14 protein-coding genes are annotated in these 14,522 nt (G+C 44.6%); 11 read left to right on the forward strand and 3 right to left on the reverse strand.

Going from position 1 to position 14,522, the window contains the following annotated elements; translation table 11 throughout:
• Nucleotides 1-180: 180 nt before the first annotated feature.
• Nucleotides 181-636: a hypothetical protein gene (locus H6G17_RS21230; protein WP_192160579.1), complete on the forward strand. Its 456-nt coding sequence runs from the start codon at nucleotides 181-183 to the stop codon at nucleotides 634-636.
• Between the two features lie 52 nt (nucleotides 637-688).
• On the opposite strand, the gene H6G17_RS21235 is transcribed toward H6G17_RS21230, so the two are convergent.
• Both H6G17_RS21235 and H6G17_RS21240 read right to left on the reverse strand, forming a co-directional pair.
• Entirely contained in the window at nucleotides 689-1,135 is a 447-nt protein-coding gene (locus H6G17_RS21235; protein WP_192160581.1) for a DCC1-like thiol-disulfide oxidoreductase family protein, read from the reverse strand.
• A gap of 83 nt (nucleotides 1,136-1,218) precedes the next feature.
• Nucleotides 1,219-1,671, reverse strand: coding sequence for a clan AA aspartic protease (locus tag H6G17_RS21240; RefSeq protein ID WP_192160582.1), 453 nt, complete (start codon nucleotides 1,669-1,671; stop codon nucleotides 1,219-1,221).
• Between the two features lie 251 nt (nucleotides 1,672-1,922).
• Here H6G17_RS21240 and H6G17_RS21245 point away from each other — a divergent pair, with 251 nt between their 5' ends.
• From H6G17_RS21245 to H6G17_RS21280, 8 genes are all read left to right on the forward strand, one after another.
• Nucleotides 1,923-3,527, forward strand: coding sequence for a VOC family protein (locus H6G17_RS21245; protein WP_192160585.1), 1,605 nt, complete (start codon nucleotides 1,923-1,925; stop codon nucleotides 3,525-3,527).
• An 87-nt stretch (nucleotides 3,528-3,614) separates the two neighbouring features.
• Nucleotides 3,615-5,282, forward strand: a complete 1,668-nt coding sequence (locus tag H6G17_RS21250) for an FAD-dependent oxidoreductase (RefSeq protein ID WP_192160587.1) — start codon at nucleotides 3,615-3,617, stop codon at nucleotides 5,280-5,282.
• A 112-nt stretch (nucleotides 5,283-5,394) separates the two neighbouring features.
• Entirely contained in the window at nucleotides 5,395-5,625 is a 231-nt protein-coding gene (locus H6G17_RS21255) for a type II toxin-antitoxin system prevent-host-death family antitoxin (RefSeq protein ID WP_192160589.1), read from the forward strand.
• On the forward strand, nucleotides 5,625-6,011 hold the full coding sequence (locus H6G17_RS21260; protein WP_192160590.1) for a type II toxin-antitoxin system VapC family toxin: 387 nt from the start codon (nucleotides 5,625-5,627) through the stop codon (nucleotides 6,009-6,011). Before H6G17_RS21255 ends, H6G17_RS21260 begins: the two co-directional genes overlap by 1 nt.
• A complete protein-coding gene (locus H6G17_RS21265; protein WP_192160592.1) occupies nucleotides 6,011-7,414 on the forward strand; it encodes an ATP-binding protein in 1,404 nt (467 codons plus the stop codon). The genes H6G17_RS21260 and H6G17_RS21265 overlap by 1 nt, the downstream gene beginning before the upstream one ends.
• Nucleotides 7,415-7,498: 84 nt before the next feature.
• The gene (locus tag H6G17_RS21270; protein ID WP_192160594.1) at nucleotides 7,499-8,299 is read left to right on the forward strand and encodes an alpha/beta hydrolase; all 801 of its coding nucleotides are present in this window, start codon (nucleotides 7,499-7,501) and stop codon (nucleotides 8,297-8,299) included.
• Nucleotides 8,300-8,302: 3 nt separating this feature from the next.
• Nucleotides 8,303-8,569 carry a serine hydrolase domain-containing protein gene (locus tag H6G17_RS21275; protein ID WP_192160597.1) on the forward strand — a complete coding sequence of 89 codons (267 nt, stop codon included), beginning with the start codon at nucleotides 8,303-8,305 and terminating at the stop codon, nucleotides 8,567-8,569.
• Nucleotides 8,570-8,571: 2 nt separating this feature from the next.
• Nucleotides 8,572-9,996 (forward strand): ATP-binding protein, encoded by a 1,425-nt coding sequence (locus H6G17_RS21280; RefSeq protein ID WP_192160599.1) that lies wholly within the window; start codon nucleotides 8,572-8,574, stop codon nucleotides 9,994-9,996.
• A gap of 141 nt (nucleotides 9,997-10,137) precedes the next feature.
• On the opposite strand, the gene ftsH2 is transcribed toward H6G17_RS21280, so the two are convergent.
• The gene (gene ftsH2, locus H6G17_RS21285; RefSeq protein WP_192160601.1) at nucleotides 10,138-12,024 is read right to left on the reverse strand and encodes an ATP-dependent zinc metalloprotease FtsH2; all 1,887 of its coding nucleotides are present in this window, start codon (nucleotides 12,022-12,024) and stop codon (nucleotides 10,138-10,140) included.
• A gap of 323 nt (nucleotides 12,025-12,347) precedes the next feature.
• Between ftsH2 and H6G17_RS21290 the strand changes: the two genes are divergently transcribed.
• A complete protein-coding gene (locus tag H6G17_RS21290) occupies nucleotides 12,348-13,055 on the forward strand; it encodes an SDR family NAD(P)-dependent oxidoreductase (protein ID WP_192160603.1) in 708 nt (235 codons plus the stop codon).
• A gap of 214 nt (nucleotides 13,056-13,269) precedes the next feature.
• Entirely contained in the window at nucleotides 13,270-14,481 is a 1,212-nt protein-coding gene (locus H6G17_RS21295; RefSeq protein ID WP_192160605.1) for a VOC family protein, read from the forward strand.
• Nucleotides 14,482-14,522 lie beyond the last annotated feature (41 nt).

Here is a 14,522-nt window from a genome sequence, read left to right on the forward strand (position 1 = left end):
CGCCTAATTAGTACAATGAATCAATTCAAACCCTTTTATTCTTCTGGATGAAAGGGTTTATCTAGTACTTGTTGACCTCGGAAAGTGACAGAAGAGGGATAATAGCAGCGAGCTTTCTAGAAATCTTGCTGCCCTCACTTCTCTCATCTATATTTATTTCAATCTACAGGAGTGTTTCGCGTGAATGCAGCCGAGCAAGCGATTAATCTGGAGTTTACAAGTAAGATTGCTACGGTGGTGAATTTACTCAAAGCAGAGTTTCCTGAAATTAGAGCCGATCTCAAACCTTGGACGAACGATCCAGAAACACTAGAGTTAGTCGATCCTGACTCGATCGATATTGGCTTTCATTTTCCTGGTTGGAGTAAATCGTTTCAGAGTCGCAGTATCCTAATTCAGATTCGGTTTTATCAAGATCCCATCAGCGATGTCCGGCGTTGCATCGGCGTGGAGGCTGCTGGATTCGATCATCGTGGCAAACAGTGGCAATTTTCTACTGTTGAGGAATGGCGTTGTGAAGGCGAAACTAGACCTAAACCAGAATCTAGCGACAAGTTAAAGCAGATTTGCCGTAAGATTATGGAAGTGTTTAACAGTCAAGGGAGCAGGGAGCAGGGAGCAGGGAGCAGCGAATAGTTATCAGTTGTGCGTGGTGCGTGACTTCTCTCCCCCAGCTTCCCCAGCCTCCTCAGCCCCGCGACTCTCTCTTCCCCCGACTCCCGACTCCCACAGAAGCGCAGCCACAATCGGCGGCATATACAGTTTTATATGTCGTGTCGCGTTTGCCAAATAGAGTGTAGCGGTTGTCGCGGATTTGTTCGTAAGTGCGATCGCCCATCCATTTTAAGCCAGGTAGAGAACGGTAAGCATTGACAAATATTTCACCCATCGGTAATAGTCTGCCAATTTCTTCAGCGGCGGCTGTACCTTGCCAACGACGATTGAGAGTATTAGCATCAATTAAAATCATCCCGAGTTCGCAATCTTGAGATGTAATTCCTAACTGTTGCAAAGCAGTTTCGTCTTGCATGGATATATAGCGAAATTTTTGTCCTTGGTCTAGTTTTTCTAATAATTGAACGAGAGTAGTACAGAGATTGCAATTGCCGTCAAAGATAACGATATATTGGTTCATTGGCGTAGTAATGGGTAATGGGAAGTTGTAAGTCGTAAGTCGTAAGTCGTAAGTTGGAATTAGCTGATAACTGACAAAAATATCTAAATCCGAAAAACAGGTTGGTCGGGATGAGCAGGATTGGGAATTAAGCGCTGATTTTTACAGTCTACTAGTAAATCTAATGTTTCTAATACAGTCTGACCGATTAAGACTTCATCACCAGTTACTAACACCGCTTCGGTTGTCTCCCGTCCCATAATTTCAATTATTACAGGGCTAGTTATTCCTACCATTTCCTCTCTACCATCAGCATACCTCGCAAGTTGCTGAGCGCGAATTCTTAATCCTAACTGCTGTACGATCGCCATAGGTACAACAGTGCGAACCGCACCAGTGTCTACTAATGCTTCAGTCTCATACACGCGCAATCTATCGGGATTCAGTAATCCTCGACTAATTAAATCTTCATCGGTGGCATTCGTAAGCTTAACTGGTACACGCACTGCTCCCATATTTTCACTGACTGCAACATCGATTCGATTGAAATTTACCATATTCAAATTCCTATACATTCAAGACTTTACTTTTTGATAATTTTATGGTATGCCTTGCAAGATATATTAGGCAGACAATTTAGACGAAAAACAAGGTATAAATTAAGTAATTTGCATGAGTCTGCGCTGTTCGATTTTAGTGGCGAAAATAACTAAATAGGTACTCTTAAGAGTTTGAAAACTATATAGAAAACTTAGAAACAGAGTGTACGGGCTGGTCATAGTGTCCTCACAGCAAGCAGAGAAACGACATGAGCCAAGAAATCCTGGGAATTCACCATGTGACTGCGATCGCCTCAGATCCACAGAAAAATCTCAACTTCTACGCTGGTTTTTTGGGGCTGCGTCTAGTCAAAGTTACTGTCAATTTCGACGATCCTGAAACATACCATTTCTATTACGGCGACGAATTAGGGCAACCTGGTACGATTATGACGTTTTTCGTCTGGTCTGATGCGCCCAAGGGTCGTCAAGGAACGGGACAAGCGACAATTGTATCCTTTGCTATTCCCCAAGCATCGTTGGGTTATTGGATCGAACGCTGTATTAAATATGGCATCCGCTACGAAAGTCCCGAAGAAAGGTTTGGTGAATCTGTCTTGAGTTTTAAAGACCCAGATGGATTGATATTAGAACTAGTAGCTACAGCCAATCCTCAAGCTTCATCACCTTGGTCTACTAACGGTATTCCCGCAGAACACGCCATCCGTGGAATTCATACAGTCATGCTATGTGAGGATGGCTACGAACTGACGGCAAAGTTGCTGACAGAAACGATGGGGTGGAATTTTCAACAACAAGAAGGGAATATATTTCGCTACCAAATTGGTGCGGGAGGATCGGGAAAAATTGTCGATGTCAGGTGTGCGCCAGATTTTTGGAAAGGTGCAGTCGCCGTGGGAACAGTCCATCATGTAGCGTGGCGGACTCGTAACGACGAGGAACAGGAAGCTTGGAGAAGCGCGATCGCCAATTTAGGATTTAACGTTACCCCAATCTTGGATCGTCAATATTTCCACTCAATTTACTTTCAAGAACCAGGGGGAATTATTTTTGAATTAGCTACCGATGCCCCAGGTTTTACCGTTGATGAAGCACTAGCAGAACTGGGAACTCACCTGATGCTACCCCCTTGGCTGGAAAAGAAACGGCAGCGAATTGAGGCAATCTTACCATCACTATATTTACCGCAAACTGGTACTTCTCCCATTCGTAGCAACCATCGTCCCCAAACCCAACTCGGATTTACTCACCGTTTTATCCCCGCTGCCGAGCCAAATATACCGCATACCCTGCTACTACTACACGGTACTGGAGGTGATGAAACCGATTTACTTTGGCTGGGGGAAGAATTAATCCCAGATGCAGCCATACTCAGCCCACGCGGTCAAGTTTTAGAAAATGGAATGCCGCGATTTTTCCGACGCTTAGCTGAAGGAGTATTCGATCCCGAAGACTTAAAATTCCGCACCCACGAACTTGCTAACTTTGTTGCCACTGCTGCTGACAGCTACGGATTTGAACCAGATCGAGTTGTTGCTGTAGGCTATTCCAATGGAGCAAATATCGCTGTCAGTATGTTGTTACTCCGTCCCTATATCTTGAGTGCAGCAGTATTATTCCGTCCGATGGTTCCCCTCGAACCGTCACAACTACCTAGTCTTGCTGGTATCTCCATTTTTATTGCAGCCGGACGCAACGATTCCATTGTCAGTCCAGAAGAAACAGAACGATTAGTCAAAATATTGCAAACTGCTGGTGCTGATGTAACCCTCACTTGGCATTCTGGCGGACACGCCTTGAGTGGAGAAGACGTGCAAGCAGCTAAGCAATGGCTGTTGACAGTTATCAGTTAATAGTGGCTAGTGGCTGGTGACTAGAAAGATTCTGGTTCCACTGGTTCCACTAGCTACCAGCCACTCACCAACTACCAATTACCAATCATGACAACCAAGCCTGTCATTTTAACAGTTGACGACGATCCAGAAGTTTTGCAAGCGGTGGCGCGGGACTTGCGACGTGAATATGGCGATCGCTTCCGCGTTTTACGGGCGGAATCTGGGGCAGTTGCTTTAGAGGCGCTGCAACAGCTTAAACTGCGGAATGAGCCTGTAGCATTGTTTTTAGTAGACCAAAGAATGCCGCAAATGTCTGGGGTAGAGTTTCTGGAACAGGCTTTACAGATGTTTCCAGAGACGAAAAAGGCATTACTCACGGCGTATGCAGACACGGATGCAGCAATCCGCGCTATCAATACGACTCGGATCGATTATTACTTAATGAAGCCTTGGGACCCGCCAGAGGAAAGGTTATATCCAGTATTGGACGATCTCCTCGATGATTGGTTGTCGCAATTCCGTCCGCCTTTTGATGGGATTCGCGTTATTGGTAATCGCTGGTCGCCCCATTCTCACGAAATTAAAGATTTTCTCGCCCGCAACCAGTTACCTTATCAGTGGTTAGATATTGAGTTATCAGAGGAAGCGCGGGATTTAGTTAAATACGCCGACTGCGATAAATTAAATTTGCCGCTGGTGCTATTTTCCGATGGTTCCAGTTTACTTAAACCTTCGCCTTTGGAGGTTGCAGCTAAAATTGGATTGCAAACTCAAGCTGGAAAACCATTTTACGATTTGGCGATTGTAGGAGGAGGACCAGGAGGTTTAGCGGCGGCGGTTTATGGTGCTTCAGAAGGGTTGCATACGGTATTGATCGAACGAGAAGCCCCTGGCGGACAAGCGGGAACGAGTTCGCGCATTGAGAATTATTTGGGATTTCCTGTGGGTTTGAGTGGCGGCGATTTAGCTAGACGGGCAGTCACGCAGGCTAGGCGTTTTGGTGTAGAGATCCTCAATCCCCAAGAAGTGCAGGGAATTCGGATAGAAGAACCCTATCGGATTATAACTCTCGCCGATGGCAGCGAAATCAGCTGTCATGCTTTAATTTTGGCGCTAGGTGTTTCTTGGCGGCGGCTGAACGTCCCAGGAATGGATCGGCTGACTGGGGCGGGCGTGTACTATGGTGCAGCGCAAACCGAAGCCCTAGCTTGTCAAGGGGAAGAAGTCTATATCATTGGAGGTGCAAACTCCGCCGGACAAGGGGCGATGTATTTTTCGCGGTATGCCCACCACGTCACGATGTTAGTACGGGGCGAGTCTCTGGCTAGTAGTATGTCGCAATACCTGATCGACCAAATTGCCGAGACACCAAATATTACAGTTAAGGTGCATTCTCAGGTGGTGGAGGTAAAAGGGGAGACAAATTTAGAGGCGATCGCCATTCAAAATACCCAAACAGGTGAAACCGAAGTCGTTCCGGCTAATTCCCTATTTATCTTCATCGGGGCTGTTCCGCGCACGGAATGGTTAGATGGAATTGTCGCACGCGACGATCGCGGTTTTGTTTTGACTGGAACAGATCTCAGCCAGAACGGACACCGCCCGAAAGGATGGACGTTAGATCGAGAACCCTTTTTACTAGAAACTAACGTACCTGGGATTTTTGCCGTGGGCGATGTACGTCACGGTTCCATCAAGAGGGTAGCTTCTAGCGTTGGTGAGGGATCGATATGCGTCCAATTCATCCATCGTTATTTGAGTAATGTGTTGTAGGTGGTAATGGGTAATGGGTAATAGGTAATGGGAAAGCTACAACTACCGATTACCAACTACCAATTACCAATTTTTGCGCCAGGATAGAAGTAGAAACAGCGAGGTTTTAGCTATGCAACGAGTTAATCTTATTGAGGCATCTCAGCACTTATCAGAATTAATTGAAGCTGCAATGCGCGGTGAAGAAGTCATTATCACAAAAGACGAACAGCCAGTAGTTAAACTTGTCCCACTACCAACAGAAAAAAAACGCTATCCTGCTAAAGCTGGAACTGCTATAGGTTTAGTCACAATAGCAGAGGATTTTGACGAGCCTCTGGAAGACTTTAAGGACTATATGTAATGAGGTTATTGCTGGATACTCATACATTTATCTGGTTTGTTACCAACAGTTCTCAACTGAGTATTGCAGTTAAAGAGTTGATTGAGGATGAGAATAATGAGAAGTTACTTAGTATAGCTAGTATCTGGGAGATGGCGATTAAACAAAGTATAGGTAAGCTAAGGTTTAGTCAGCCATTTCAAGTCTTTGTTCAGCAGCAACTCAGTATTAATAGCATTGATGTATTAAATATTAATATCAACCACCTTACCGTAGTCTCATCCTTACCTCTTCACCATCGAGATCCGTTCGATCGCCTATTTATTTCACAAGCTATGGTAGCACAATTATCAATATTGAGTATCGATTCTGCTTTTGATTCCTATCCAATTCAGAGGCTTTGGTAATGAGCGAACAATGCACGCACGCTAAATTATCCCTACAACAAGTAACAATTTTTGCTCATTTAGATGACACGCAATTGCAGTGTTTAACTCAACTCGGTACGGAAATTCAACTCGATGCAGGTACGCAAATTGCCAAACAAGGAGATCCGCCAGATGGATTTTATATCATTTTAGAAGGAGTTACAGAATGGACGCGAACTGTAGAAGGACAAGCAGCACATGCCGTTAATTTAGGTTCTGGGGAAGTATTTGCAGAATTAATTTTACTGCTAGACGAACCCTATCCTACTAGCGGACGCGCCTTGACTCCGGTTACACTTTATAAACTCAATCCAGAAGCTTTTTGGCAGATGTTAGAAATCTGCCCGCAAGTATGGCGCAGTATTTTAAAAATTGCCACGCAGCGATCGCAACTTCACGAATCTGTCACTCATCAACAAGCAAAATTAATTTCTCTTGGCACTTTATCGGCTGGATTAGCACATGAATTAAATAATCCGGCGGCGGCGGTAAAAAGAAATGTTCAAAATTTAGATGAGATTTTACAGCAATTACCTACTTTAGCATTACAACTACATCAACAACCTTTAAATAAGGAACAAATCAATTTTTTGGGCGAGTTATACAAGCAGGCGATCGCAACTGCAAAAACTTGTTCTCGTCGCGATCCAATTGCTCAAAGTGAAGCTGAAGATGAGGTGACTGATTGGTTGGACGATCGCAACATTAAAGAAAGTTGGAAACTTGCCCCTACTTTAGTTAATGCTGGAATTACAACAGAAAAATTAGATGAAATTACAGCTCATATTACACCTGAATGTTTGAGTAGTGTATTACGTTGGCTAGAAGCAACAGTCACGGGAAGCGGATTATTACATGAATTATTACAGAGTTCGGGGCGGATTGGTGAATTAGTTAAAGCGATGAAAGAATATTCCTTTATGGATCGCGCCCCCATGCAAGAGGTAGACATTCATGAGGGAATTAATACTACGTTAACGATTCTCAAATACAAATTGAAACAAGGTGTTAGCGTACATAAAGAATATGGAAATTTACCTAAGATTAGTGCTTATGGCAGTCAGTTAAATCAAGTTTGGACGAATTTAATTGATAATGCGATCGATGCTACAGGTGGTAAAGGACAGATTTGGATTAGGACTAGTCAAGAAGGCGATCGCGTTTTGGTAGAAATTGTTGATAATGGTATGGGGATTGCGCCAGAAATTCAGGCGCGGATTTTTGAGCAGTTTTTTACTACTAAAGAAGTTGGAAAAGGCACGGGTTTGGGGTTGGATATTGTTCGTAGGATTATTGTCGGACAGCATAAGGGTGATATTAGGTTTGAGACAAAGGCAGGGGAAACTAAGTTTCAGGTGAGGTTGCCAATAAAATTGAATTAAAGATCGCGCAAAGACGCAAAGGCGCAAAGAATGGAAGGTATTTTACTATCTGAATAAGATTCAAAGTAGAAAAAGGAGAGAAGAATGCCTTCAGCTAAGTTGAGCAATATTAATATGTACTATGAGGTACATGGAGCTGGAGAGCCTTTAGTCCTAATTCAAGGTTTGAGCTTGGATAGTAGTGCTTGGGCAGATCAGATTTCTGCATTTTCTCAAAAGTATCGAGTTATTGTTCTTGATAATCGTGGCGTAGGGCAATCTGATTCTCCTAATATACCTTACTCTACTGAAATGATGGCTAACGATACGGTAGAATTATTGAAATTTTTAAATATTAAAAATTGTCATATTTTAGGTTTCTCAATGGGTGGGAAAATCGCTCAGCAAATTGCTTTAAAATACCCAGAAATTGTCAAAAGCTTAATATTAGTAACGACAGCCGCTCGATTTCCGGCTAGGGCTAGATATTTGACTAAACTGTGGTTAAAGATGTCAACAGAACAAGTTTCGGCAGAAATACGTCTTCAAGAGATTTGTTTATGGGTTTTTACAGATGAATTTTTGGCAGATGAGGCGCGAGTTACAGCAGCAGTGCATCTAGGGTTAGCTCATCCATATCCCCAACCAATTCACGGTTTTGCTGGACAAGTCGCTGCTCTTTTACAACACGATACGCGAGACAAAATTAATCAAATCTCTGTTCCTACTTTAGTATTGATTGGTAAAGATGAAATTTTTATTCCATTGAGATTATCTGAGGAACTAGCTGCAAATATTCCTAATGCAGAGTTAGTCGTATCGGAGAAAGGCGGACATAATTATTGGATGGAGTTCCCAGAAATATTTAACCAAGCAGTCATGCAATTTTTAGCTAAATTAACTTAAAAAATGATTGAGATCGACGAATATATTGAAAATTTAAGGATTGCTCGTTCTATTCCTGGGCTTTCTATTGCAGTAGTAAAAGATGGTATTCCCTTGCTAATAAAAGGTTACGGATTAGCAAATGTAGAATTATCAGTTCCAGCAACAGAAAATTCTATTTACGAATTGGCATCAGTTGGCAAAACTTTTACTGCTGCCACGATGATGTTAGTGAAACAAAATAAAAGTAGAAACCCGCCCCTACCACTTTTGACATGCCACGAAGGATAATTATGACTAACACTCAAAATCCTCCACGTCAGCAACTCAATATCAAAGACGCACTCCGCCAAGTACCGCTATTTGTTAAATTACCAGAAACAGAATTGCAGTGGTTATGCGATCGCGGACAAGAGGTATGGCGGGAAGCAGGAGAAGTCCACCGTCAAGAAGGAGATCCCGCCGATTACGTGTTTATCCTCCTAGAAGGAGAAATTCGGATTACTCAGCAAGTCGGAAATCAGCAACTCGTTCTAGCTACCTACGACACGCAAACCCTGTTTGGCGAATTACCCGTATTAATGGGACAAGATACCTATTGGGCGAGTGGAATTTCTATTAAGCGATCGCGCATTTTTGAATTACCGAAAGACGCATTTTGGCGCTTACTATCTACTTGTTCCTGCGTTACTGCCTCCATTCTCAGCACGATGGCGCAGCGAATGCAAACGGTGCAAACCATAGCACAGCAACGAGAAAAATTAGCTGCTTTAGGAACATTAGCAGCTGGACTCGCTCATGAAATGAATAATCCCGCCGCCGCTGTCAGACGCAGTGCCAAACACCTGCACGAACTTTGGCAAGATATACCCTGCTTCACTTTAAAGCTGAAGCAGCAGATGACAAACGAACAACTCGGCTTTTTGATTGATATGCAGTGCGAGGCAGTGCAACGGGCGCAAAATATATCTGCCCTCGATCCACTGACACAAAGCGATCGCGAGGATGAAATAGCTGAGTGGCTGACAACCCATCATGTAGAAAATAGTTGGCAACTCGCCCCCATTTTAGTTGGAACTGGGTTAGATTCAACTTGGCTAGAAAGCATCGCCCAGAAAATACCTACCGATGCCCTATCTGGGGCGATTTCTTGGTTAACTGCATCCCTTACAGGTGTTGGGGCAATTGAAGAAATCGATCGCTGTGCCGATCGCATTTCTCAGTTAGTCCAGGCAATTAAAGATTACTCTTACATGGATCGCGCCCCTCTACAAGACGTAGACGTACATCAAGGGCTAGAAAGCACTGTGACAATTTTGAGTCACAAACTCAAAGGTGGCGTGACTGTAATCCGCAACTACGATCGCAACTTGCCGCGAATTGTCGGTTACGGTGGGGCATTGAATCAAGTGTGGACGAACCTCATTGATAATGCGATCGATGCCATGCAGGGACAGGGTAAGATTTGGCTGCGGACTTGGCAAGAACACGACCACATCGTAGTTGAAATTGCTGACAACGGATCGGGCATTCCCCCTAACATTCAGTCCCGCATTTTTGAGCCATTTTTCACCACCAAAGGCGTAGGACAGGGTACGGGCTTAGGTTTGGATGTAACGTATCGAATTATTGTGGGCAAGCACCACGGTGACATCAATTTTACGTCAAAGCCTGGAGACACCTGTTTTCGAGTACGTTTACCGATCGCAGCTTCATAATTCCCTACGCCAAAACAAAAGCCCCCTGATAAAACAAGTCAAAAGTCAAAAGTTAAAAGTCAAAACAAAAGCCCCCCAATTTATCGGGGGGTTGGGGGGATCTAACCTGTGGCAAAAACCAACAGAATTGATGTGACAAACTTACAGCGTTGGCACGTACTGCTGCTTTTCTGGTACGTCGGTGTATTCAGCCACAATCTGACGAAACTCTTCGCCGTCGATGGTTTCTTTTTCGATCAACAAATCGACTAAACGATCCATCACAGTGCGATTGTCACGGACGAGTTTCTTTGCCAACTCATAGCATTGATCGACAATAGCGCGAACCTGAGCATCGATGCGAGAAGCGATCGCGTCTGAGTAATCGGAACGAGTCATCAAGTCACGTCCCAAAAATACCTCTGAACTTTGGCTATCTAACGACAGGGGACCCAAATCCGACATCCCAAATCTTGTCACCATCTGTCGCGCCATTCCCGTTACTTGTTGCAAGTCATTACCTGCACCAGTAGTCACTTCTGCCGTGCCAAAGATAATATCTTCAGCAGCTCTACCACCCAAAGCACCGCTAATTCTTGCTTTGAGCTGCGATCGCGAGATCAATCCTTGTTCTTCGCTAGGAGTAAACCAAGTCAAACCTTGAGCTTGTCCGCGTGGTACTAGAGTCACCTTCTGTACCGGATCGTGGTCTTTAATTAGAGTACCGATTAAAGCATGTCCGATTTCATGATAGGCAATCAACCGCTTACTCTTGCTATCTACCAACGGTGTGCCTTCCATCCCTGCGACAACACGGTCTACAGCGTCGTCAATTTCTAACAAGGTGATAGCGTCTTTACGTCGTCTTGCCGTCAAAATCGCCGCTTCGTTCAGCAAGTTAGCTAAATCTGCTCCTGTAAAGCCAGGAGTGCGGCGAGAAATTGCTTCTAGCGATACAGTCTCAGCAAGCTTCTTGTTTCTGGCGTGGACTTTGAGAATTTCCAAACGCCCTTTGATGTCTGGTGCATCTACTGTAACTTGGCGATCGAATCGACCGGGACGTAATAATGCCGCATCGAGTACGTCAGGACGGTTAGTCGCGGCAATGATGATAATTCCCGTATTGCCTTCAAAACCGTCCATTTCTGTGAGTAATTGGTTGAGAGTTTGCTCTCTCTCGTCGTTTCCGCCACCAATTCCCGCGCCTCTTTGTCTACCTACTGCGTCAATTTCATCGATGAAGATCAAACACGGGGCGTTGTCTTTGGCTTTCTTGAATAAATCTCGTACCCGCGATGCACCAACACCGACGAACATTTCGACGAATTCGCTACCGGAGATACTGAAAAATGGGACTCCTGCTTCCCCAGCGATCGCTTTTGCTAGTAGAGTTTTCCCTGTTCCTGGGGGTCCTACTAACAGTACGCCTTTGGGAATGCGTGCGCCAACAGCAGTGAAGCGTTCTGGCTGTTTGAGGAAAGTAACGACTTCTTGTAATTCCTCTTTGGCTTCGTCAATTCCCGCTACGTCATCAAATTTTATACCCGTCTTGGCTTCCATCTGGAATCTAGCACGGGACTTACCAAAGTTAAGTGCTTGCCCTGGTCCACCTGGAATATTGCTAGAGCGACGGAATAAGAAGAATAAACCGCCAATCAACAGCACGGGGAAAATGAGATTACCCAGTAAACCCCAAATTGCCCCGTCATTTCGCATCGGGTGAGAATCAAAGCTTACATTTCCCGCTCTGAGTTTAGCAATCACTTCGGGAGCGCTGTATGGCAGGTCTACCCGCAGCCTTTGAACTCGATTGTCCAGTTCTGGATCGACTGCCTCTACAATTGCCGTCCGTCCGCCTTCATATAGGTCTACACTAGTGACGCGACCAGCATCTAGATATTCCAGAAAACGACCGTAAGTCATCCGAGTACTGGCGGCGTTCTTACTCATATCAGCAGGAGCGCCAGCAAATGCCCCCTGCCAGAAGAAGAAGCCGATCACGAGTGCAGGCAGTGTCCACAGTACTAGGACTCTCCAAGAAAATTTCATCAGTTAGTTGCCTCTAGGTGTAGATACAACAAATCAGTTTGACTACAGGCGGGCGCTTTTATCCCGTAAATGATAGTCCTTAAACAGATATTGTTAACTTTTCTTTCAATCAGTAAATCTTCTAGTGTATGAAGATACTGATAGAAGTTTGATTACTATCTTAATCAAATTTAACGTAATTTTAAGCGATTGCGCTAATTCAGTGACTAGTAAACTGGTGCGTGGTGCGTAGTGATTTGACTTACGACTTACCAAACACCCATTGCCTCGTTACCATGCAATTCATCTACCATGTAGAAAGATGTAAACAAATGTAAAGAAAGATGCAAGACAAGGTGGTTGTAGTTGTCGGTGCAACTGGGGGTATTGGTTCAGCTTTAACTCGCAAACTGGCTCCAACTGGAGCGCGTCTGGTGTTGGCAGCTAGAAATAGCAGCGCGCTGCAAGACTTGGCAACACAGTTGTCAGTTAAGTCAGTATTGACTGTTCCCACAGATATCACCGATCGCACCTCGGTAAATGCCCTAATGGAGCAAACTACGGCTCAGTTTGGAAAAATTGATGCTTTAGTAAATGCAGCTGGTGCAGGAATATTAAAGCCTTACAATGCTCTAGAACCAGCCGATCTAGAGGCGATGTTAGACCTAAACTTGAAGGGTAGTTTCTACACCTGCCAAGCCGCATCTGAATTCATGCAACGGCAGAAATCCGGGCATATTTGTAATGTAGTTGGAATTTTGGGCAAGCATTCAATGGCAATGGCAGCAGCATACAGCGCTTCCAAGTTTGGTGTAGTTGGTTTCAGCAAATGCATGGCGGAAGAGTTGAAGCGTTTTGGTGTGAAGTTCACGCTATTCTATTTTGGTGGCGTAGACTCTCCCTTCTGGGACAACGTACAGCTAAAAGTCGATCGCAAAAAAATGCTCAGTACCGAAACTGCTGCCAATGCAATCTTTTATGCCCTCCAAGCAGAACCACAAGCAGTCCCGATGGAAATTAATATTCAGCCAGACAGTCACTTGTTTTTTTAGGGAGCAGGGAGCGCACGAGCAGGGAGCAGAGGGGCTTCAGGTGCAGGGGAGCAACTACCAACTACCAACTACCAAACTACCAATTACCACTCTTCACTACTCCCTACTCCCTACTCCCTAATTATGCAATTCTTGCTTAAGAGCGAATAGTAAATTCAGCAAAACAGGCAAAATTTACAAAGAGATAGGCTGTGATGCTGAATTTTCCAAAAATATGAAAATCGATCGGATTCACTTCTATGTAGAAGATGCAAAAGCTTGGCGTGACTGGTTTGTCAGCAAATTAGGCTTTCAAACTGTAGCTAGTCACAGCCGCGATCGCTACACCGATACAGAAGTGGTGAAGAGTGGTTTCGTCTGCTTCGCTCTATCGTCACCGCGATCGCATTTCAGTCCAATCTGGCAGTTTTTGCGCCATCATCCTCCTGGTGTGGCGGATGTCGCCTTTGTTGTAGAAGATCTCGAAGCGATCGTCCAAAGAGCGATCGCTCACGGCGCAAAAGTCTTACACCCCCCACAATTACAGCAAGGCTACAAGTGGAGTAAAATCTCTGCCTGGGGTTCTCTGGCTCATACCTTGATCGAAAGGAGACAGGAGACAGGAGACAGGAGACAGGAGAAGACAAGGAAACAGAAAAGAGCTGAGGAAACTGAGGGAGAAAAAATAACCAACCACCAACTACCAACTACCCATTACCCATTACCCATTACAAACGCCACGCAACACACACTACCCTCAATCACAGGCATCGATCACATCGTATTAAACGTTGCTGCGGGGGATTTGGAGACGGCTGTGGCATGGTATAAAGAGATTTTGGGTTTTCGCTCTCAGCAGGCTTTTACTATTCAAACCGATCGCTCTGCTTTGCATAGTCAGGTGATGGTTTCTAGTAATAGCTGCGTTCAGTTTCCAATCAATCAACCTGCATCGCCTAATTCACAGATTCAGGAATTTTTAGATTGCAATCAAGGTGCGGGAATTCAACACATCGCCCTCAAAACTAGCAACATCATCGAAGCGATCGCGCAATTTCGCAATAAAGGCGTATCTTTTCTTTCAGTTCCTCCTACTTACTACACTCAGCTACAGCAGCGTTTGGGATTACCAATATCATTTCCAATCTCAGTTGACGAGTTACAAGCGATCGCCCAACAGCAAATTTTAGTTGACTGGCAAGATTCCCAGCCCGATGCTTTGCTACTACAAACTTTTACTCAACCCATCTTTACCCAACCAACTTTCTTTTTTGAAATTATCGAACGCCGCTCCCAAGCCACGGGTTTTGGCGAAGGGAATTTTCGCGCTTTGTTTGAAGCGATCGAACGAGAACAGATGAAGCGCGGTAGCCTTCAGGTGCGGGAGTCGGGAGTCGGGAGTCGGGGGGACAAGGGAGACAAGGAGGACAAGGGAGATAACTTATAAATGACTAATGACCAATGACTAATTAGCATTTCTAAACTCAC

This window comes from Chroococcidiopsis sp. [FACHB-1243], from assembly GCF_014696895.1.
Lineage (GTDB): Bacteria > Cyanobacteriota > Cyanobacteriia > Cyanobacteriales > Chroococcidiopsidaceae > Chroococcidiopsis.

Coding starts and splice junctions, on each gene's coding strand:
- H6G17_RS21235 (WP_192160581.1), bottom strand. CDS start 1,135: ATGAACCAATATATCGTTATCTTTGACGGCAATTGCAATCTCTGTACT.
- H6G17_RS21240 (WP_192160582.1), bottom strand. CDS start 1,671: ATGGTAAATTTCAATCGAATCGATGTTGCAGTCAGTGAAAATATGGGA.
- H6G17_RS21245 (WP_192160585.1), top strand. CDS start 1,923: ATGAGCCAAGAAATCCTGGGAATTCACCATGTGACTGCGATCGCCTCA.
- H6G17_RS21250 (WP_192160587.1), top strand. CDS start 3,615: ATGACAACCAAGCCTGTCATTTTAACAGTTGACGACGATCCAGAAGTT.
- H6G17_RS21255 (WP_192160589.1), top strand. CDS start 5,395: ATGCAACGAGTTAATCTTATTGAGGCATCTCAGCACTTATCAGAATTA.
- H6G17_RS21260 (WP_192160590.1), top strand. CDS start 5,625: ATGAGGTTATTGCTGGATACTCATACATTTATCTGGTTTGTTACCAAC.
- H6G17_RS21265 (WP_192160592.1), top strand. CDS start 6,011: ATGAGCGAACAATGCACGCACGCTAAATTATCCCTACAACAAGTAACA.
- H6G17_RS21270 (WP_192160594.1), top strand. CDS start 7,499: ATGCCTTCAGCTAAGTTGAGCAATATTAATATGTACTATGAGGTACAT.
- H6G17_RS21275 (WP_192160597.1), top strand. CDS start 8,303: ATGATTGAGATCGACGAATATATTGAAAATTTAAGGATTGCTCGTTCT.
- H6G17_RS21280 (WP_192160599.1), top strand. CDS start 8,572: ATGACTAACACTCAAAATCCTCCACGTCAGCAACTCAATATCAAAGAC.
- ftsH2 (WP_192160601.1), bottom strand. CDS start 12,024: ATGAAATTTTCTTGGAGAGTCCTAGTACTGTGGACACTGCCTGCACTC.
- H6G17_RS21290 (WP_192160603.1), top strand. CDS start 12,348: ATGCAAGACAAGGTGGTTGTAGTTGTCGGTGCAACTGGGGGTATTGGT.
- H6G17_RS21295 (WP_192160605.1), top strand. CDS start 13,270: ATGAAAATCGATCGGATTCACTTCTATGTAGAAGATGCAAAAGCTTGG.